The 18,604-nt window shown below is 41.0% G+C and carries 26 protein-coding genes; 9 read left to right on the top strand and 17 right to left on the bottom strand.

Going from position 1 to position 18,604, the window contains the following annotated elements:
* Positions 1-11: 11 nt before the first annotated feature.
* The 6 genes from DXA18_RS00490 to DXA18_RS00465 all read right to left on the bottom strand — a co-directional run bounded on the left by DXA18_RS00490 (position 12) and on the right by DXA18_RS00465 (position 3,973).
* Positions 12-1,571, bottom strand: a complete 1,560-nt coding sequence (locus DXA18_RS00490; protein WP_118382220.1) for an ATP-binding protein — start codon at positions 1,569-1,571, stop codon at positions 12-14.
* The gene (locus DXA18_RS00485; RefSeq protein ID WP_118382219.1) at positions 1,568-2,311 is read right to left on the bottom strand and encodes a PD-(D/E)XK nuclease-like domain-containing protein; all 744 of its coding nucleotides are present in this window, start codon (positions 2,309-2,311) and stop codon (positions 1,568-1,570) included. Before DXA18_RS00485 ends, DXA18_RS00490 begins: the two co-directional genes overlap by 4 nt.
* Positions 2,292-3,167, bottom strand: coding sequence for a hypothetical protein (locus DXA18_RS00480; protein WP_118382218.1), 876 nt, complete (start codon positions 3,165-3,167; stop codon positions 2,292-2,294). The genes DXA18_RS00485 and DXA18_RS00480 overlap by 20 nt, the downstream gene beginning before the upstream one ends.
* The gene (locus tag DXA18_RS15495; protein ID WP_147345558.1) at positions 3,168-3,353 is read right to left on the bottom strand and encodes a hypothetical protein; all 186 of its coding nucleotides are present in this window, start codon (positions 3,351-3,353) and stop codon (positions 3,168-3,170) included.
* 232 nt (positions 3,354-3,585) lie between these two features.
* A complete protein-coding gene (locus DXA18_RS00470; protein ID WP_118382216.1) occupies positions 3,586-3,789 on the bottom strand; it encodes a hypothetical protein in 204 nt (67 codons plus the stop codon).
* Positions 3,779-3,973: a hypothetical protein gene (locus tag DXA18_RS00465; protein WP_118382215.1), complete on the bottom strand. Its 195-nt coding sequence runs from the start codon at positions 3,971-3,973 to the stop codon at positions 3,779-3,781. Before DXA18_RS00465 ends, DXA18_RS00470 begins: the two co-directional genes overlap by 11 nt.
* Positions 3,974-4,218: 245 nt before the next feature.
* On the opposite strand from DXA18_RS00465, the gene DXA18_RS00460 reads away from it, so the two are divergent.
* Positions 4,219-4,464 (top strand): hypothetical protein, encoded by a 246-nt coding sequence (locus DXA18_RS00460; RefSeq protein WP_118382214.1) that lies wholly within the window; start codon positions 4,219-4,221, stop codon positions 4,462-4,464.
* On the opposite strand, the gene DXA18_RS15710 is transcribed toward DXA18_RS00460, so the two are convergent.
* The 4 genes from DXA18_RS15710 to DXA18_RS00445 all read right to left on the bottom strand — a co-directional run bounded on the left by DXA18_RS15710 (position 4,442) and on the right by DXA18_RS00445 (position 5,680).
* Entirely contained in the window at positions 4,442-4,609 is a 168-nt protein-coding gene (locus tag DXA18_RS15710; RefSeq protein WP_199665530.1) for a hypothetical protein, read from the bottom strand. The genes DXA18_RS00460 and DXA18_RS15710 overlap by 23 nt on opposite strands.
* Before the next feature lie 12 nt (positions 4,610-4,621).
* The gene (locus tag DXA18_RS00455) at positions 4,622-4,831 is read right to left on the bottom strand and encodes a hypothetical protein (protein ID WP_118382213.1); all 210 of its coding nucleotides are present in this window, start codon (positions 4,829-4,831) and stop codon (positions 4,622-4,624) included.
* 478 nt (positions 4,832-5,309) lie between these two features.
* Positions 5,310-5,462 carry a hypothetical protein gene (locus DXA18_RS15575; RefSeq protein WP_158567064.1) on the bottom strand — a complete coding sequence of 51 codons (153 nt, stop codon included), beginning with the start codon at positions 5,460-5,462 and terminating at the stop codon, positions 5,310-5,312.
* 5 nt (positions 5,463-5,467) lie between these two features.
* Entirely contained in the window at positions 5,468-5,680 is a 213-nt protein-coding gene (locus DXA18_RS00445; protein ID WP_158567063.1) for a helix-turn-helix domain-containing protein, read from the bottom strand.
* 151 nt (positions 5,681-5,831) lie between these two features.
* Here DXA18_RS00445 and DXA18_RS00440 point away from each other — a divergent pair, with 151 nt between their 5' ends.
* From DXA18_RS00440 to DXA18_RS00415, 6 genes are all read left to right on the top strand, one after another.
* Entirely contained in the window at positions 5,832-6,143 is a 312-nt protein-coding gene (locus DXA18_RS00440) for a helix-turn-helix domain-containing protein (protein ID WP_118382211.1), read from the top strand.
* Between the two features lie 44 nt (positions 6,144-6,187).
* A complete protein-coding gene (locus tag DXA18_RS00435; protein WP_118382210.1) occupies positions 6,188-6,652 on the top strand; it encodes an ImmA/IrrE family metallo-endopeptidase in 465 nt (154 codons plus the stop codon).
* Positions 6,653-6,702: 50 nt separating this feature from the next.
* Entirely contained in the window at positions 6,703-7,605 is a 903-nt protein-coding gene (locus DXA18_RS00430; RefSeq protein ID WP_118382209.1) for a hypothetical protein, read from the top strand.
* Between the two features lie 13 nt (positions 7,606-7,618).
* Positions 7,619-7,963, top strand: a complete 345-nt coding sequence (locus DXA18_RS00425; RefSeq protein WP_118382208.1) for an STAS-like domain-containing protein — start codon at positions 7,619-7,621, stop codon at positions 7,961-7,963.
* A 153-nt stretch (positions 7,964-8,116) separates the two neighbouring features.
* Positions 8,117-8,515, top strand: a complete 399-nt coding sequence (locus DXA18_RS00420; protein ID WP_147345557.1) for a hypothetical protein — start codon at positions 8,117-8,119, stop codon at positions 8,513-8,515.
* A gap of 181 nt (positions 8,516-8,696) precedes the next feature.
* Positions 8,697-10,091: a recombinase family protein gene (locus DXA18_RS00415; RefSeq protein ID WP_243006975.1), complete on the top strand. Its 1,395-nt coding sequence runs from the start codon at positions 8,697-8,699 to the stop codon at positions 10,089-10,091.
* Here DXA18_RS00415 and DXA18_RS00410 read toward each other — a convergent pair.
* The 3 genes from DXA18_RS00410 to DXA18_RS00400 form a co-directional block, all read right to left on the bottom strand.
* Positions 9,984-10,370, bottom strand: coding sequence for an ABC transporter substrate-binding protein (locus tag DXA18_RS00410; RefSeq protein WP_118382376.1), 387 nt, complete (start codon positions 10,368-10,370; stop codon positions 9,984-9,986). The genes DXA18_RS00415 and DXA18_RS00410 overlap by 108 nt on opposite strands.
* 130 nt (positions 10,371-10,500) lie before the next feature.
* A complete protein-coding gene (locus tag DXA18_RS00405; protein WP_118382205.1) occupies positions 10,501-11,424 on the bottom strand; it encodes a SufB/SufD family protein in 924 nt (307 codons plus the stop codon).
* Entirely contained in the window at positions 11,424-12,161 is a 738-nt protein-coding gene (locus DXA18_RS00400; protein ID WP_118382204.1) for an ABC transporter ATP-binding protein, read from the bottom strand. Before DXA18_RS00400 ends, DXA18_RS00405 begins: the two co-directional genes overlap by 1 nt.
* Before the next feature lie 148 nt (positions 12,162-12,309).
* Between DXA18_RS00400 and DXA18_RS00395 the strand changes: the two genes are divergently transcribed.
* Positions 12,310-12,876, top strand: coding sequence for a 5-formyltetrahydrofolate cyclo-ligase (locus DXA18_RS00395; protein WP_158567062.1), 567 nt, complete (start codon positions 12,310-12,312; stop codon positions 12,874-12,876).
* 124 nt (positions 12,877-13,000) lie between these two features.
* On the opposite strand, the gene DXA18_RS00390 is transcribed toward DXA18_RS00395, so the two are convergent.
* Complete coding sequence (locus DXA18_RS00390; RefSeq protein ID WP_118382202.1) at positions 13,001-14,383, bottom strand: NCS2 family permease; 1,383 nt, start codon at positions 14,381-14,383, stop codon at positions 13,001-13,003.
* A 119-nt stretch (positions 14,384-14,502) separates the two neighbouring features.
* Positions 14,503-16,128, bottom strand: a complete 1,626-nt coding sequence (gene ptsP / locus DXA18_RS00385) for a phosphoenolpyruvate--protein phosphotransferase (protein WP_118382201.1) — start codon at positions 16,126-16,128, stop codon at positions 14,503-14,505.
* 232 nt (positions 16,129-16,360) lie between these two features.
* Between ptsP and DXA18_RS00380 the strand changes: the two genes are divergently transcribed.
* Positions 16,361-16,561 carry a cold-shock protein gene (locus DXA18_RS00380; RefSeq protein WP_118382200.1) on the top strand — a complete coding sequence of 67 codons (201 nt, stop codon included), beginning with the start codon at positions 16,361-16,363 and terminating at the stop codon, positions 16,559-16,561.
* Positions 16,562-16,793: 232 nt separating this feature from the next.
* Here the strand turns inward: DXA18_RS00380 and DXA18_RS00375 are convergent, their stop codons facing one another.
* A complete protein-coding gene (locus DXA18_RS00375) occupies positions 16,794-17,237 on the bottom strand; it encodes an amino acid-binding protein (RefSeq protein ID WP_118382199.1) in 444 nt (147 codons plus the stop codon).
* Between the two features lie 17 nt (positions 17,238-17,254).
* Complete coding sequence (locus tag DXA18_RS00370) at positions 17,255-18,586, bottom strand: phenylacetate--CoA ligase family protein (protein WP_118382198.1); 1,332 nt, start codon at positions 18,584-18,586, stop codon at positions 17,255-17,257.
* Between the last annotated feature and the right edge of the window lie 18 nt (positions 18,587-18,604).

Below are 18,604 nucleotides of genomic sequence, written 5' to 3'. Positions count from 1 at the left end.
ATTACCTCCTTCTAAAAATTTACATATTCCCGAATCCCCTCTGTCAGATTCATATCTGCCTTCCTGTTCCATTTATTCCAGAATTCTATCGTTCTGGACTGTGGACGTTCTTCTGCAAGAGTTACCTGTATCTTAAGCGGAATCGGTACTGCATCACCTATGATCAAGACTTCGCCCGGATTGAATGTTGTAGTAGTGCCCACTACACTTTCACTGCCATCCGGCAGCATTCCCCTGATCATGCTCTTATCATTCTCATTGTTCAATTTGGATACAATGAAATTCGCACATTGTGCCATAATCGTTTTATTAAGCTCCGAAGGTCTCTGGCTCGCGACAAACAGTGAGACCCCGAACTTTCTTCCTTCTTTTGCTATTTCTTCAAATGTCTCCGTCATTCTTCTTTCAGACGCTGATAACTGAATTCCATTAGGGATATATACATGTGCCTCATCACACACCAGTGTAATTGGTGTGATATCTGACATTTGACAGCTTCTCTGGATCCCATAAATCAGGGTCGTGATGACACCGATCAGCGGTATTGCCACGTCATGCGGGATGTCCGACAAATCAATATTCTTAACCGGCTTATCATTATCCATAATGTCATGTACGACCTGAAGCAGATATTTCTGCGGCCGTTCTTCAAACAAGAAAGAATATCTTCTATCCTGCCTCTTGTCAGTCATACTGTTGATCACTCCGGTCAGCTTACCATAGAACTCTCCCTTTACCTTCTTTGGTGTCCCGGCCTTATCTCCTGACTTGTAAATCTCTCTGGTAGTTATCTCTTCCTCGTTCATCCGCGTCAGTTCCTGCAGCATTAAGTTGTAATCAAAATATACCGGTCGGTCCTCTCTGCCATCCGGGCAAAGCTTATAATATACTTTTCGAATAGCTGACATCACTACCGTTGATGTCTCGCCCCGAATCTTCAAAATATTATTTGTCATGCCTGTAAGCCCGAACATCCATACTGGAAACGCAAAATCCTTTCCAATCTTGATATTCCGTGCATAGGACAGCTGCGCATATTCTCCGTGGATATCAAATACCACAACATTTCCCGCTTTCAGTTTACTGATGCTTTCTAATATCTTGGCTACTGTCTCTGACTTTCCAGAACCAGTATTTCCAACAATGCAGGCATGCCTCTGAAAGAACCGGTTGCCATTAACCCACGCCGGACAGTCATATGCAGCATATTTACCGATCTGAAATCCTTTACCGTTTGCGTATTCAATCATCTTCTTAAATTCTTCTGTCGCGATCTCTTTCGCTTTTACATTCGTGACCGGATACTTGTCGATCGCATTACTGAATTTTCCATCATGAACGCTTCCGATAATAGAACCCTCAACGATTTTGATATCTGTTCCGCCAAGAAGAAATTCATCTTCTTCACTGATTCCTGCTTCACTTTCCGACTCTGTAACAGCAGTCACCATTGTGATCAACTCTACACTGTCATCAGAAATAGATACCAGATCATTGATTCTCACATCTTCAAATTCTTTCTGAGTAGTCCGGATCTGTATCCGGTCACTCAATATCTTGATCAATTTCACCTTATTCCCTCCAATAATTCACTGTAGTCTCTGATCTTTGCTCCCTTAATTCTTTTGCAGTAATCACATTTTCCACAGCTAGCCGGCTTTTCCACCCCAGCTTTCACTCTGACATAATGCTGAATATTCATTTCTACTTCCCGAAGCGCAATATCCAGCACAGGCTGTGTGATCTGAAAGATATCAAAGTCCGTTACACGCTCCTTAGTTGCTACCGCAAGATAGAACGGTAGCTGCTCCCCGGTATTCAGCCGTACGCCTTCCTGATACACCGCACCCTGCAGATCATATCTCCATAGTGGCAGCGATCTAAAATTCGCTACCACCTTAAGATCTGTAATGCAGATACCAGGGAGATAACTGTCCATTTTCATCTTCCACGGAACGCCGAATAACTCAAAAGTCATGATCCTCTGCTTTTCTCCGGACATAAACTGTGCAAACAGCTTGTCCTCTGTCACTCTTCGGATGATCTCATTTGCCTTCCGATATTCACTCCGAAGTTCCTTCTTTCTTGTAAATACTTCTGGATGCTCTTTCATAAAACTATCCAATGTACCTTCGAAGTAGGTATCCACAAAAGAACCAGTCAGCATAGCCTTGGTCATTGCCGGCTGATATTCGCCTCTGATCTTGGCAAGTGCCATTGCCTCACATTTCATAAAATCCTTATACTGTGATACAGAAAAGAACTGCCGATTAGATTCCACAGAATAATAATTATTTTGATTCAGCTTCATCCCTCTTTACGCCCTTTCCTGCCGGCTTAGGTTTCTCTTCTTTCCCTTCAAACGGATTCTTTACATCTCCTTCCACTCCTCCTGCCGGTTCTGCGATTGAAAGTTCAAAATAGTCTTCCCTCTTTGCCATTCCATCATGTAAAGAACTATAGATTCTTCTGAGTCTGACCAAGTCCTTCATGGAAAATGCTTCCGATTTACAGCCAATGAATTTTTCGATTGCCTCCAGCGGGACTCCGAATTCTTTCTGAAAGATATTGGACATTTCACGGACCAGATCGATCAACGGCTTTTCTTCGCCATTGATGAGTGTCTCTTCACATTTTTTTACTGCTGCTTCTACCACGTCTCCCGGAATAATCCCCAGGATACACGCTCTCAAACGTCTGGCTCCCTGATTTGCAACCATTTCATAGATGTCTCTTGGATCTGTAAGCGGTACATTTCCTTTCTTCGTACCTCTGATATGCGGAACTGTGAAGATCTTCGTCTGTCTCGCATTTGTTTCCAGATCCCATGCATATGCCATGACCTGCGATTCTCCGTTAGACTGTTCCAACTCCGTGATTCCAAAATCAATATTTCCCCAGTTCTGAGCTATTGCTTCAGCTAAGCGGATAGATGGTCCTGTTACCTTAGTTCCGCCTCTCGGATATTCATATGTAGCTGTTTCTGCTAGTGATTTTCTCTGGCACGATGTCAAAATCCGATTAAAGCTGTCCACTTCATCTCTTGGAAACCTCTTAGCAATGACCATTGCGGCCTGTACTTCCTGTGCCTGTCTGCTTATCATCATTTCTGTCTGTGAAGTTCTTACAGCCACGCCTCTTTCTTCATTTACCATAACTCCATTCATCTATTCTTCCTCCGTCTCTTTTTCTATCCAGTTTCCGGAATAAAACCATTCCACCAACATCTCTCTAAACTCCTGCCGGTCCTGCGGTGTTCCATGAAGGCATCTGTCCAACGCATATTCGTATGCTTCTTCCTCTTCCACCCTCTGTCCGTTTTCCGGACCGATCCCTACATATATCTTGCGCAAAATAGGTATCCCTTTCTTCCTGACATTCACACTTTTCGCCCGGATCAAGATTTGCTCCACAAAGCGGGCATTCGTTGTAATACATTATTCCTGCTCCTTCTCAGCTTCTTTAATACCGGTTTCTACTACTGAATATTTAATCATTTGACTAATCCTTTCTTTTTCCCTATAATAAAGTTGACTAATTTCCTGAGTGCTTCTCGCCTTGCCGGGCTTATGAGAGCACTCTTTTTTATACGATCTGATGTACCACATCGCAGATCATTGCTGTTCCTGAGTCCATTGCGACATTCACGATCTTGTAATTTCCACTGGCAAACTTCGCATACACCAGTTCCCGGTCTGCCCTGTACTCCAGCTCCACCAGATCATGCAGATTACGTGTCTCTTGTAATGCCGGTAACAGCAAGTCCAGGATTCTCTGCTTATTCTCCACCTATCTCACCCCTTCCTCTCAAATGCGCCCCGACGGACATCACCGCACACCAGATTGCTTCTCGCGCAAAATCCAGTGCTATCGCTCCGCCACGGTTATTCATGGTAGCAATCGTGTAATACGCTCCCGCCAGTCCGATCACGATCAGCGCCGTGCCGATCTGCTTCATTGTCTGTGCTTTCATGCTTGTCTCTCCTTCCTACCGCCTCAGGCGGTCTTCTCCAACTCGTAATCTATCTTCACTTTCTCCTGTTCTTCCAGCAAAGATATCAGCTCCTGTATAATCTTTGTCATATCTGGATTCACTCACACCACCTCTCTGTATGTTTATGTGGTACGGTTTGTACTTGTTGCAACTTTCCTCAACCTCTCCTATACTTTAATTACAGGCACCGACATGCCGAGTAATTATGAAAGGGAGGTTACTATATGAAAAAAGTCTATGCTTGCCTTGCTGGTGAGTGGGTATGTCTTAACGATGACCCCGACAGCAAAATCAGCGAATACGGAAAATCACCGTATCTCTGGTGGGAAGAGGGGGCTCCCATCTATTCTCCATGCAATAAGGATAAAGAACTTGAACATAGCTTTTATGGTCTTGATTATGTTCACGTTTATTACAAAGGGAATGATTGGAGAATCAACCCTATGTTTATACAAATTGTGAACGGATAGTTTTTTCCACACGTTCTACATCGGTGAGTTCGAGTTTCCTCTTGGATTCACCGATTAACCGGTTAAATTCTTTGTCCATACCTTCCCGTAACTTAATCCATTCAAAATAGGAAATTCCCTTTAATGCTTCGATGTATTTCTCCACTTTATTCACCTCCTACGGTTTGTACTTGTTTTCCTCTAATCCTATTCCGCTTACTCCAATGTGAATTGCACAATCATTCATTTTAATTACTGTAGTTACTGGCACACCTCCTACATACTGTGAAGACTGTTCTACTGTTCCTCTCACGCATTTTCCGCATATCGAACAGTAATTTGCTTCTTCGGGTAGATCGGTAAAACATGCTGGACATAATCGTTTCATTCTTCCTCACTTCTCCTCCCATCAGTATTTTGTTTCTTGCTCCTAACCATCGTCTTGTGTGTCTGTCTTTTACTACATCTTCTTAACTTTTCATTAACTTCCAGTATTTTCTTGCGTTTGCTTTTTTAAGTGATATACTTGGTAAGTTGTACACACAATATTTTGTAGTAGTCAATTACTATAATTTTTATTTTTATACAATATATTGTGCTTTTTAATATTTTTTTGTTGACATTCTAAGCATTGCATCCTACCATATTATTAGAAGCTTCGTAATTCTAATAGAAAGGCAGGTGACGATATGAGCGTGAAAGTCAAAACAACTTTCAATACCAAAAAGATGATGTCTGATATCAAAACTCAGGCTAAAGCTTCTTTAGAGAAAAAATCTTTTGATATTGAATGTCCTCACTGCAAAAAATCTTTTTCTGCACATAAAGGACACAATGTTTGTCCGTACTGCAATAATGCTGTGACATTAAACCTCAATATTAATTTTTAAGCTTTTTAGCTTTTCAGCCAGCTCATTTGATAATGAGTTGGCTTTTTTTAACAGATCTACTAACTCACACGCTTCATTCATAACTTTCTCCATTTCAAGCGTCACTGTTATTGTTTTTTCTGATTTCATTTCTATCACTCCCCTCTTCGATCAGGTGCAAACAAATACTTATACTCAAGATCCTGGAAGAAGCTGCCTCGAATCTTCATTGCTTCCTCTATCGAAAACGAGCTTGCTCCATTTAACTTATTTGCAACGCTGTTTCGATGAATGCCGAGCATTTGCGCCATAGATTCTATAGTAATATCTTTCCTTGCCATCTCTGCTTTCAAGTTACTGTATGCCATTTTCATCACCTCGCTTTTATGCATTTGCATAACTTGTGATTATATGATATATCCGTTTGGATATATTGTCAATAGTTTTTTATTCTTTTGCATAACTTTTTGTTTACATTGTTATGAAAAAATGCTATATTCATATCAGGAGGTAACAACTATGGGAATAGGAAGCAAACTTTCAAAATTAATAGAGGCAAACAATACCAATCCTAACGAACTTGCAAGAAAAGTTGGCGTTTCACCTCAAACTATTTATTCGATTATAAAAAGAGATAGCAAGAAAGCTGATATCGAAGTGCTTCTTAGAATTGCGGAAATTTTTGGCGTTACTGTAGAGTACTTTGTAGAAGAAGATTCTAAACCAGTAACTTTGGCAGCACATTTCGACGGAAGCGAATATACAGAATCCGAACTGGAAGAAATCAAGAATTTTGCAGAATATGTAAAGACAAAAAGAAAGCAGTCCTAATTATTGGACAGCTTGTCAGATATACTTGAGTGGGAGGTGCTTATATGAATACATACGAGCGTTTACAGGAAGAAGCCTGCGAGGACGGTATAGAAGTTGTGGACTATACATTTGAAAGTGATCGGATTAAAGGATTGTACTGTGATGGTGTTGTAGCCATAAAAAAAGATATGGACTCTACACAGAAAGCGTGTACCCTGGCAGAAGAGATGGGACATCACCATACATCCGTTGGAAAAATTATAGATATGGAGTCTGCCCAGAACCGCAAACAGGAACGTCAGGCAAGACTCTGGGCGTACAATAAACAGATCGGCTTGCAAGGTCTGATCAGAGCCTACGAAGCCGGATGCCAGAATCGATATGAGGTGGCTGAGTATCTGGAAGTCACCAATGAATTTTTGGCAGAATGTATTGAATGCTACAGACAGAAATATGGTGTTGGAACGACTGTAGATAACTACTACATCATGTTTATTCCATATTTGGCTGTAGGAAAGATTAAATGATAGTATAAATATATCTCCTAAAAACTAGTTATGATAAGAGGTACATTAATATGGATGACAACCGTGAAATTTTTACAATTACACAAGATTTGCAAAATGGTTTTCGCTCTCATGATCATTTATGCCAATTAGCAAATAAACTACAATATACTACTTCTTCTAAAATAACCATAGACTTAACTGGTGTTAATTTTATTGCTTCTAACTTATTTTCAGTTTTAGGATGTATTTTATACGAATATGCCCGCCGAGAAGCCGGTAAAGATGCAATCATGTTATCTGGTGTTAATTCTCGAATTTCTGATGTCATGCAGAAAAATGGATTTTGTCAACATTTGGGATTAAAACGAAAAAAAGATGTACATAATACAATTATTCCGTATATGATTTTTCCAGTAAATAAAATAGACGAATATGAACGCTATCTAACAATAAATTTGTTTACTCGAAAAGATTTACCTTCAATGTCACAAGCTGTAACAGACGCTATTCGCGATTCTCTTTTAGAACTATTTAAAAATGTATCTGATCACACTACAAGTGAACATGTATTTACATGTGGACAATATTTTCCCAAAAGTTATATGCTTTACTTTACGCTTGTAGACATTGGAGAGACTATATCATATAATGTCAATAGGTACCACGGAAATCAACATTTACCTCTGCCATCCAACCCTTTAAAATGGGCATTGGAAATGGGAAACAGCACTATATTTAGCAACCAACCTCGTGGTATTGGTTTCACCTTGATCAGAGATTTTGTTTCTTTGAACAATGGAGATTTTTATGTTTTATCTGATTCTACTACTTATGAATTTCATCGCGGTCAAGAACGCTATAAACAATTATCAGCTCCCTTTCCTGGAACAATAGTTACTATAGGTTTTAATTTGCACGATAATTCTACATACCATTTAGAATCGGACATTCATGATACTATTCAATTTTAGGAGGACTTAAGTTATGATTAGAATTGACATTGCGCAAAAAATTAATAATCCATCTGCTTTAACGCAAGAACAAGGAACTAAAATTTATAATGCAATTGTAACTTCCTTTGAACATAAAGAGGATGTTACTCTTGATTTTGCAAATGTAGAAAGTATGATTTCACCATTTCTGAATAATGCCATCGGTCAATTGTACGGAAAATATACAGGTGAATATTTATCCAAACATTTACATTTGGCAAACTTTCCAAGTGTAAAAAACTCTACACTCAATGTCGTAATTAGTAATGCGAAAAAATTTTATGCTGACAAAGATGCATTCACTGAAACAGCAAAGGATGTGTTAAACATTGAATAATATTTATAAGATAGATTCGTATACCCCTAGGGATGATGAAAATTTTCTATTAGACACAAACGTTTTAATTAAAATTTTCTATCCAACTTTAGCATCAAAAAACAGTACTCCGTATATTGAATTTTTTAATAAAATCAAAAGCAAAAAGCGTCTTTGCTTATATCAAGTATACAACTTTCTGAATTTATAAATAGATGTATACGTTTCCAGTTTGACTTGTATAAGAAATCTCATTCAAATATCAAATCATTTAAAGAAGATTATCGGAATACGAATGATTACAAAGAATGTATGTCCGGTATAATAGAAATTGTTAAAACAGATATTCTTCCTGCTTTTTTAAGAATCAACGATAATTTCGAAAACATGAATCCAGATAATTTTCTTGTTTATGGTTTTTCATATGATTTTAATGATGCAATAATTGCTGAAATTGCACGCCTGGAAAAAGCTATTTTAGTAACAGACGACAGAGACTATGCCAATCATTTGGATGGTCTGAATATAGCAACTAATAATCGTGTGCTTTTAATGTTTCAATCTAAACATTAAAAAACCGCCCCTGCGCCAACAGGAACGGTTGATGCATATCCGAAGATATACAAACGAGCTACCAACTCACAAATATTGTATCATCTTCGGACAGCCACTGCAAGCGGAACACTCGTTCCTCGCTGGCTGTATTTTTTATACCCATTTTGTGCGACGTCGCACATATACTAAGGAAGGTGATATGATGACGAACAAAATTATCCGCTGCGCTCTCTATATCCGTGTCAGCACCGCTGAGCAGTGTATGCATGGTAAGTCACTGGATGCGCAGGAGTCCTACCTGCAGCAGTATGCTTCTGATCACAACATGATCGTGGTCGGAGTCTACGCTGACGAGGGCAAAACGGCTCGTAAAGAGCTCAAAAAACGTAAGGCTATACATTCTCTGCTTGAGGATGTAAAAGCCGGGAAAATTGATGTTATCCTGTTCTGGCGGCTTGATAGATGGTTTCGTAATATGTCTGATTTCTACAAAGTGCAGGATATCCTGGATGAATATGGTGTGCGCTGGATGTCTGCCAGTGAACCGGGCATCAACATGGAGACGCGTGACGGCAGACTGCAGCTGAATGTCGTCCTGTCCATCGGCCAGAATGAAGTAGACACCACCAGCGAACGTATCAAGTTCGTGAATGAAGCTTCGATCAGGCAGGGCAAGCTGATCTTCGGTGATGCCAACATGGGATACGGATATAAGTCTGGAATTGTTGACGGTCGGAAGTGCATGGTAAAAGATCCGGAGCGCGAAGAAACAGTAAACGCCTTTTACAAATACTTCTTCAAGCATCAAAACAAATGTGCAACGCTCCGATATATCCAGGATAATTATGATCCTAACTTCAGCTGGGCTATCATGCGTACGCTTCTGTCCAGTGAATTCTACAAAGGTACATATCGTGGCTTTCCGTACTGTCCACCATACCTTACAGAGGATCAATGGAATGAACTTCAGAAGATCGCCCATAAAAATATCAAACGTGCCAAATCCGGCCGGATCTATCTGTTCACCAGCCTGATCCGCTGTCCGGTATGCGGTCAGCTTCTCTGTGGAACCGGATGCAAGTCCATCATCAATAGAAAGACCAGAGAAAAACGCGATTACTGCTATTATCGTTGCAGCCGAGCGCATAATGATCGAATCTGTACATACAGACACAGACTGAGCCAGAATCTGATCGAACAATATCTGCTGGATAATCTGGATACGGAATATAGGAAATACCAGATACGTGTGAAGAAGATAGAGGAAAAGAAAAAGAAAATAGCGCAGACAAAAACGCCGGAAAAGCTGAATGCAGAACTGGAACGTCTGAATCTGCTGTTCCAAAAAGGCAGGGTTGAATGGGATTACTACTCTTCCGAATATGACCGGATCGAACAGGAATTAAAGTGTCTGAGCAAGATCAAACCGGAAGTCAAACGTGACCTGTCATTCCTGGAAGATCTGCTGCAGTCTGATTTTAAGACATTATATGCTTCTCTGTCTCCAGAGAACCGCAGAGCCTTCTGGCGATCCACGATCAAGCAGATCCACCTGAATGAAGACTCTACGATCAAGTTTGTTGATTTTTTGTAGCGCGTTTCTGCCTGAGGGGCGCGCTCCAAAGCCAGTAACCAGCGTCAGGTCAATGCCTTCATCCTCAAAATATCCTTCTTCAATCGCCACATACATCGGAGCATAAAAGATAGAATGTGCCACCTCATTCAACGTTACAGACACTAATTTCTTCTCTTCTGTTTCTTTTGTATCTTTTACTGTCTGACTGAGCTCCGAAGATTTATCAGAACCACAGGCACATACCATGCTAACCACCATCGCTGATGCCAACAACAAAGAAAGCAATTTCTTTTTCATAAGAACCTCCCATAAAATAAACTTCTCGTTTACCATATGCTGATTCTTATCATTTGTGCTTTTCTGCATGGCAAACCCTTATATAACACAAAAGCTCTGTCCTTTTAAGACAAAGCTTTTCTGCATATACCTAACTCAGGAAATTCTCGATAATTACATTTTCCGCTTCCGCTTCTGTCATTCCTAATGTACGGAGCTTCAAGAGCTGTTCATCATTAATTCTGCCAATCGCAGCCTCATGTATAATTGCCGCATCCACATGCTCTGCCTGAATCTCAGGAATAGATCCTACATGCGCCTGGTCCATAATGATGGAATCACACTGAATATGTGCATGGCATTTATTTCTTCCCACAGCTTTTGGATGGAATGTCTGTAGAGAATGCCCCTTACAGACGGAGCGTGATACGATCTGTGCTGATGAACCGCTACCCTCCAGACACACCTCAATATTGGATTCTGCCTTCTGTTCTCCGTCTGTCATTAGCTTCTCCAATACATAGAGTTTTGCACCCTCTGCCAATTCAACATTCGTCTCACGCACAGTAGAGTCCACACCTTTAATCTGTGCAGTGTCCATAGTAAATACCGAATTCCGGCCAACCTCAATATTTGTCACAGGATTCAGCACACGACTTCCAGTGCCATTACCTTCTCCATAATGCTTCTCCTCATATTTTACATTTGCATTTTCTCCAATATGAAAGGTATGAATGCCATCATGACGGCTTTCATTGCAGCCACTGTTATGAATGCCACAGCCCGCCACGATCGTTACATCTGCGCCGTCTGCCACATAGAAATCATTGTAGACCAGGTCTGTCATTCCCGATACACTGACCACAACAGGAATAAATACCCTTTCTCCTTTGGTATCTCCATCGATCAGAATATCAATCCCCGGTTTGTCCTCTTTCTTACGAATCTTGATATGCTCACTGTCTCCATGACACAATGCGACTCCATTCTGTCGGAGATTATAAGCACCCTTCTGTGCGAATTCTTCACTGATCCGATTCAATACTTCCTGTGTCGTTGCATCTAACTGTACCATTAGCAAGCACCTCCTTCCATACCTGTTACGCATTTCTGACATTTTTCCTGCTGAAACAGGCTTGGAAGAACATCTTCGCTCTTACCAAACTGCTTTACTTTTCCATCTTCAATCACCATAATCTTATCTGCCATTCGGATAATTCTCTCCTGGTGCGAAATCAGAATCAGACATTCTTTCTTTTCCTGATGGATCTCTTCAAAACGTTTGATCAACATCGAAAAACTCCACAAATCAATTCCTGCTTCCGGTTCATCAAAAATGCTGACTTTATGTGCCTTAGCAAGCACAGTTGCAATCTCCAGACGTTTCATTTCTCCACCGGACAATGTACCATCCATCTGACGGTTCATGTAGTCTGCCGAGCATAGACCTACAGAAGACAGAAGTCTGCAGCTTTCTTCTTCTGTCAGTTCCTTTCCTGCCGCAAGAGACAGCATACGCTTTACAGTCATACCCTTAAATCTCGGCGGCTGCTGGAATGCATAACCAATTCCTGCATTTGCACGATGATCAATATCATACTCTGTTATATTCTCCTGATCCAGAAAAACCTCTCCGCTATCTGCCTTTTCAATTCCTGCCAGCACTTTAGCTAGCGTTGACTTGCCGCCGCCATTAGGTCCAGTTATAACAAGCATCTCTCCATCTTCTACCTGAAAACTGATATGATCCACCAGACAGCGTTTTTTACCCTCTTCATTTACTTCAAATGTAAGGTTGTCTACTTTTAACATAGTCTGTCACCTCATCTGTATTATTTGTTCCACTTTGAACTGTACTCTATCTGGAAGAATCTGTCAACTTACACCCCACAACTGGCAAATTCTCTTGACATTTTTTATATTTCTCCAGATACTATTAGCAGAAAGGCAGGAAATGAATATGAATAACTATATTAGTGATAAAAAAACGCAGCGCAATGAGATACGCAATCGCCTTCAACAATCGACACTCACTTATTGTTACTCCTCCGATCAGCACATTTTCCAATCCATCATTACTCTTCCAGAATACCAGAATGCATCCATGATCTTCTGCTATGTCAGTGTCAAAAAAGAAGTGGACACACGCAGACTACTTAAACAAGCCTGGGCTGACGGCAAACGCACTGCTGTTCCGCGCTGCATTGACAAAGGTATCATGGAACCTTATGAAATCACATCATTTAACGATCTGATTCCTGGACTCTATAACATTCCAGAACCAGCTAAGCACTGTCCACTGGTAAATCTGGCTGACATTGACTTTGCTATCGTTCCCTGCCTCTCATGCGACCGCAAAAGACGACGGCTTGGACATGGTGGCGGGTATTATGACCGGACACTTGCTAAACTTACTGCTCCATCCGCGGCACTCTGTAGAGAACAGCTACTGCTTGACGAAGTCAACTGTGAAGAACATGATCAATCCGTGTCTATCCTTATTACGGAAAATACCATCTATCGCTAAAACGGTCGTCAAAATTCTGAACCAACGCGGGCTCCCCCTCCGTAATACCAAAATTAAAGAGCATCCTTTATCGCACAAGCACGATTCAGGATGCTCTTATAATTATCTTCGCTTTCTTTATTTCTTACAGGAAGATATATTTCAGAATAAACAGTACAGCCAGTACATACATCAGACCGCTGATCTTTTTATCTTTTACCTTTCCGGTAATCAGATTCAATGCTACATATGAGATAACTCCCATAGAGATACCTTCTGAAATGCTGTAGAAGAACGGCATTGCCAGAATACAGATATAACAAGGAATTGCTTCTGCAATATCATTAAAATCAATATTAACAACATTGGTCAGCATGTAGAATCCTACGATGATCAGAGCCGGTGCTGTTGCAAATGATGGAATTGCAAGGAAAATTGGTGACAGGAACAGTGACAATCCGAAAAGGATTGCTGTTGTAACCGCAGTAAGTCCTGTTCTACCACCTTCTGTTACACCAGAAGCACTCTCCACAAATGTTGTAGTTGTAGATGTACCAAGTACAGCTCCTGCAGTTGTTGCGATTGCATCTGCAAGGAGTGCTCCCTTGATCTGTGGAAGCTTACCTTCTTCATCCAGCATATTAGCTTTAGAAGATACCCCTATAAGCGTTCCAATCGTATCAAACATATCTACAAACAGGAATGCAAAGACAACCACTGCAAAGTCTAATGTAAATATACCGTCAAACTGGAGTTTGCCAAAAATCGGAGCAAGACTTGGGATAGAAAGTCCGTTGCTGAAATCTGGCAGTAAGCTGTAACAGCTGACATCCGGGTTCGGTACATATAGACCTGTAAACTGGCAGATAATGCCAAGCAGCCATGTGATCAAGATACCCCACAGGATATTACCCTTTACATTTTTGATTACCAGAATACCAGTGATCACAACACCGATAATTGCAAGAAGTACCGTAATACCAACATCAGAAGCAGTTGCCTCCAGACCTGTTGATGAGTTATACCCATCCAGTGAAAACAGCTCTACCAAAGTTGCTCCACCGATTACAATGTGTGCATTCTGAAGTCCGATAAATGCAATAAACAAACCAATACCCACACTTACGGCTGACTTCAGATTCATTGGAATCGCATTAAAAATCTGCTCACGTACATTGGTAAGGGATAAGACAATAAACACAATACCCTCTACGAATACGGCTGTCAGAGCTACTTGCCATGTATAGCCCATTCCTAATACAACTGTGTATGCAAAATATGCATTCAGTCCCATACCAGGAGCCAGTGCAAACGGATAATTTGCAAGCAGTGCCATCAACAGTGTACCGATCAGAGATGCCAGTGCAGTTGCAGTAAATACAGCACCGTGATCCATACCTGTAGCCGACAGGACATTTGGATTGACAGCTAGGATATACGCCATTGTCATGAATGTTGTAATACCGGCAACGATCTCAGTTCTGACATCCGTACCGTTCTCACTTAATTTGAAAAATTTTTCTAACATGTGTCTCCTCCTTTTTCTCTCACTCATGTTCAAAAAATAAGATATATTTAGCATAACAAAACAGGTCCATAAAGTAAATGAACCTGTTCATTAGTTATCCTTATTGCTATTTATAAGCACTATTTCAATTCACGGATATGTTTACGAAGTGCAAGAATCTGAGAGGGTGCTACTGACAGTTCATCAATACCCATATTAATAAACTGCTCCGTCATGGACAAATCTGCTGCCAAATCACCACAGATACTAATCCGCTTGCCTTCCAGATGTACATTATTCGCCACAATACGAATCATCTTAATCAGGGCTGGATGCTTTGGATTATAATATCCTGCAATTCTCCGATTAGTACGATCCATTGCCAGTGTATACTGTGTCAGATCATTCGTCCCCAGACTGAAGAAATCCATCTCTCTTGCCAGTTCTCCACTGATCATAACCGCTGCGGGTGTCTCAATCATTACCCCTACCTGGATATTCTCATCATAAGCAATCTTCTCTTCGTAAAGTTCACGCTTTACCTTTTCAAGTACATTCTTTGCAGCAATCGCTTCTTCAATTGAACTGATCATCGGAAACATAATTGCCAAATTGCCATAGACCGATGCTCGAAGGATCGCTCGAAGCTGTGTCTTAAACATCTCTTCCTTATCTAATGACACCCGGATACCACGATACCCCATTACCGGATTATTCTCTCCCAGAATCTCCATACAGTCTACTGCCTTTTCACCGCCGATATCTGCTGTACGGATTACTACACGTTTGGTTCCCATAGATTCTGCGGCAAGCTTATAGATTTGGAACTGCTGATCCTCCGTCGGAAATCTGCTTCCGGATTCCATGTAAATAAATTCACTTCGAAACATTCCAACACCATTGGCATCGTTGCGAATCACATTCTCAATATCTTCTTTGCTGGTAATATTAGCGCTGACATCAATCTTCTGTCCGCTCTGTGTTACATTCTCCTTGCCTTTTAGGCGCTCCAATGTCTCAGCCTTATGCTGATTCATCTTCTGCTTTTCCTGCATTTTGGTCATTGTCGTCTGATCCGGCTCAATATATACCTTGCCTTCAAACCCATCAATAATGACCATCTTACCCTCGTATTCTTTTTTTAATGCCTCACCGATGCCGATAACTGACGGAATCTCTTTCGTCCGCGCAAGCATAGCCGTATGAGAATTAATCGTCCCATACATAGTCACAATACCAAGTACTTTGTTACGATCAAGCTGTGCTGCTTCACTCGGATACAGATCCCTGGACGCCATGATAAAAGTATCATCTGTCAGAAGTTTCTCCCTGCGGACACGTGACAGAATACGCAAAATACGTGTCGCCACATCATGCACATCTGCTTCATGTCCTCTGACATAACTTGCCTCGCGCGGTGCATATTTTTCAATAAAGCGGTTCGTTGCTTCTTTTACTGCATACTCTGCATTAAACTTCTGGTTCATAATAATATTATTGACACTGTCAATATACTCCACATCTTCCAGAACCATCAGCTGCATCTCAAACATTGCCGCATTCGCCTCGCCAATCTCTCTGGTCATTTCCGCATATAATTCTTTAATTTCCTGAACTGCCTTCTCACATGCTTTTTTAAATCGAAGAACTTCCTTCTTTGCATCCTCTACATAGATCCGGCGAATCTCTTTTTTTCCTCTTTTATAAAAGGTAAGCCTTCCGACTGCAATGCCTTCGGCCACCTTTTTTCCAGTCAATGTAATCATATTCTACCGTCCTTTTTTGTGTCTCTCTTTACTTTACACGCTGTCGCAAAATGCGTCAAGCAAAACAATATTTCCTTACTGTATCACCTTGTTAATTTGTCACATTTTCCAACGTGTTTTCGTTGACTTTTTTAGTAATACATGATAATGTTAATTGGAATCTTCTATAGATTGTTTTCAATGTATCTATAGGTGTTTTTCAAATCATATTATGGAGTATGGAGGTATTGCAATGAGCAAGGGTACAGTAAAGTGGTTTAATAATCAGAAAGGCTACGGCTTCATTTCTGATGAATCCGGCAACGATGTGTTTGTACACTATTCAGGCATCGCTATGGATGGATTTAAATCATTAGAAGAAGGTCAGGCTGTTGAATTTGATGTAACAGATGGCGCCAAAGGACCACAGGCTGTTAACGTTGTTAAATGTTAATCAGCACCGCATTCAGATCGGTAATGTACCTTTTATTTATATAAATTTATTGACTTTTTAGGTAAAGATTAAATTAATATGTAAAAGCATACATGCGAATGCGCAAAAGAGGCATCGCTCAATCATTTTTCAGATGATTCTGCGACACCTCTTTTTTTGTTTTCATCTATCTAAGTAGAACCGATAAATTCAGTAGACCATCACAATCCATGATATCAAACTCTTCCTTAGCTTATACGTTCGCGCTATATGCCTCGTCTGCGCTATATACAGTGAATCCGCATCCTGTCAGAATATCTACGACTCTGCCTGGCTCATCACTCTTAAGTACCGCTGCCGCATCAATACCATTAGCAAACGCATACATATACTCAATATTGATCTCACCTTCTACCAACTGATGCATTGCCTTGGACAAGGATCCTGTAGCATGCGCAACACGAAATGCAATCACATCTGTCAACATTGCAGTAATTCCTGCTTCTTTTAGTACCACACGTCCCTTGTGAGGATCGGACACAATCATACGCAGCATGCCATAGTCAGCGGTATCTGCAAGGCTCAGTGCTACAATATTAACTCCACCTTCGGATAATACTTTCAGCACATCGTCCAGACGTCCTGCTCTATTTTCCAAAAATACAGACAACTGCTGTACTGTATAACTTATACTCATAATCTCATTTCCTCCTATTACAGATTTCTGTTATCAATGACACGTTTTGCCTTACCTTCGCTTCTCTCGATTGTCTTAGGCTCAACCAGTTTCACTTTTACTGCTACTCCAAGTGCCTGTTTCAGCACAGCTCCGACTCTTTCTCTCAGAGCTTCCATCTTACGGATCTCATCAGAGAAGTACTCTTCTGTAACCTCTACCATAACAGTCAAAACATCCAGATTATTCTCACGGTCTACGATCAGCATATAGTGAGGTGCAACCTGTCCACCCATAGACAGCAGCGCAGTCTCAACCTGTGTCGGGAATACATTGACTCCACGGATAACCTTCATATCATCGGTACGTCCGGTGAACTTCTGGATTCTTGGAAGAGTTCTTCCACATTCGCATGTGCTGTGATCGATACTTGTCAGATCTTTAGTTCTGTAACGAAGTAATGGCATACCTTCTTTTGACAATGTGGTAAATACCAGTTCTCCTGTCTCCCCATCTGCACATGGTGTATGGTCTGCCGGATTCAGTACTTCCGGATAGAAATGATCTTCGCATACATGCAGTCCCTTGTGATGAATACAATCCATAGCCACTCCGGGACCTGTAATCTCACATAATCCATAGATATCAAAGGTATTAATATTAAAGATGTCTTCGATCTGCTTACGCATCTCATCTGTCCATGGCTCTGCGCCATTAATACTTGTCTTCACCTGTAGACGGTCAATGACTCCCATTTCCTGGGCAGCCTCTGCCAGATACATCGCATAAGACGGTGTACATGCAAATGCAGTTGCGCCAAAGTCTTCCATACACATCAGCTGACGCTTGGTATTACCGGAAGACATCGGGATTGCCATCGCTCCGAGAGCACGTGCTCCAAAGTCCAGACCGAGACCTCCTGTAAAAAGCCCATATCCATAGCAGATATGCAATCTGTCTTCTGCTGTAAGTCCTGCCATGGTAAGTCCTCTTGCCACACATTCTCCCCATACTTCTACGTCCTTATTTGTATAAGAAGCAAGTGTCAGCTTACCGGTTGTACCGGAAGTTCCTTGTACACGGGTGATCTTCTCCTTCGGAACAGCCAGCAGTCCAAATGGATAATTATTTCTTAGATCTTCTTTGGTTGTAAAGGGAAGTTTTGTAATATCTTCAATCCCCTTGATATCTCCAGGCTCCACTCCCAGATCATCCATTTTCTTCTTGTAAAATGATACATGCTCATATACATTCTTCACCTGTTTTACCAGGCGTTCACTCTGGAGTGCGGACATCTCATCCCGGCTCATACGCTCAATTCGTTCATCTCTGTACTGTTCTTTCCAGTCTTCTAATAATACCTTTGCCATCTTTTCTCTCCTTTGCCT

Source organism: Dorea sp. AM58-8 (assembly GCF_003464045.1).
Classification (GTDB): Bacteria; Bacillota; Clostridia; order Lachnospirales; family Lachnospiraceae; genus Claveliimonas; species Claveliimonas ammoniilytica.
This window is presented reverse-complemented; position numbering and strand designations above follow the sequence as displayed.

Excerpts from the sequence above, each read along its gene's own strand:
- DXA18_RS00460 (WP_118382214.1), top strand. The coding sequence starts at position 4,219 with ATGAAAAAAGTCTATGCTTGCCTTGCTGGTGAGTGGGTATGTCTTAAC.
- DXA18_RS00480 (WP_118382218.1), bottom strand. The coding sequence starts at position 3,167 with ATGAATGGAGTTATGGTAAATGAAGAAAGAGGCGTGGCTGTAAGAACT.
- DXA18_RS00440 (WP_118382211.1), top strand. The coding sequence starts at position 5,832 with ATGGGAATAGGAAGCAAACTTTCAAAATTAATAGAGGCAAACAATACC.
- DXA18_RS00410 (WP_118382376.1), bottom strand. The coding sequence starts at position 10,370 with ATGAAAAAGAAATTGCTTTCTTTGTTGTTGGCATCAGCGATGGTGGTT.
- DXA18_RS00375 (WP_118382199.1), bottom strand. The coding sequence starts at position 17,237 with ATGAGTATAAGTTATACAGTACAGCAGTTGTCTGTATTTTTGGAAAAT.
- DXA18_RS00455 (WP_118382213.1), bottom strand. The coding sequence starts at position 4,831 with ATGAAACGATTATGTCCAGCATGTTTTACCGATCTACCCGAAGAAGCA.
- DXA18_RS00380 (WP_118382200.1), top strand. The coding sequence starts at position 16,361 with ATGAGCAAGGGTACAGTAAAGTGGTTTAATAATCAGAAAGGCTACGGC.
- DXA18_RS00370 (WP_118382198.1), bottom strand. The coding sequence starts at position 18,586 with ATGGCAAAGGTATTATTAGAAGACTGGAAAGAACAGTACAGAGATGAA.
- DXA18_RS00425 (WP_118382208.1), top strand. The coding sequence starts at position 7,619 with ATGATTAGAATTGACATTGCGCAAAAAATTAATAATCCATCTGCTTTA.
- DXA18_RS00485 (WP_118382219.1), bottom strand. The coding sequence starts at position 2,311 with ATGAAGCTGAATCAAAATAATTATTATTCTGTGGAATCTAATCGGCAG.
- DXA18_RS00395 (WP_158567062.1), top strand. The coding sequence starts at position 12,310 with ATGAATAACTATATTAGTGATAAAAAAACGCAGCGCAATGAGATACGC.
- DXA18_RS00445 (WP_158567063.1), bottom strand. The coding sequence starts at position 5,680 with ATGGCATACAGTAACTTGAAAGCAGAGATGGCAAGGAAAGATATTACT.
- DXA18_RS00430 (WP_118382209.1), top strand. The coding sequence starts at position 6,703 with ATGGATGACAACCGTGAAATTTTTACAATTACACAAGATTTGCAAAAT.
- DXA18_RS00405 (WP_118382205.1), bottom strand. The coding sequence starts at position 11,424 with ATGGTACAGTTAGATGCAACGACACAGGAAGTATTGAATCGGATCAGT.
- DXA18_RS00400 (WP_118382204.1), bottom strand. The coding sequence starts at position 12,161 with ATGTTAAAAGTAGACAACCTTACATTTGAAGTAAATGAAGAGGGTAAA.
- DXA18_RS00435 (WP_118382210.1), top strand. The coding sequence starts at position 6,188 with ATGAATACATACGAGCGTTTACAGGAAGAAGCCTGCGAGGACGGTATA.
- ptsP (WP_118382201.1), bottom strand. The coding sequence starts at position 16,128 with ATGATTACATTGACTGGAAAAAAGGTGGCCGAAGGCATTGCAGTCGGA.
- DXA18_RS00390 (WP_118382202.1), bottom strand. The coding sequence starts at position 14,383 with ATGTTAGAAAAATTTTTCAAATTAAGTGAGAACGGTACGGATGTCAGA.
- DXA18_RS00415 (WP_243006975.1), top strand. The coding sequence starts at position 8,697 with ATGATGACGAACAAAATTATCCGCTGCGCTCTCTATATCCGTGTCAGC.
- DXA18_RS00465 (WP_118382215.1), bottom strand. The coding sequence starts at position 3,973 with ATGAAAGCACAGACAATGAAGCAGATCGGCACGGCGCTGATCGTGATC.
- DXA18_RS15575 (WP_158567064.1), bottom strand. The coding sequence starts at position 5,462 with ATGAAATCAGAAAAAACAATAACAGTGACGCTTGAAATGGAGAAAGTT.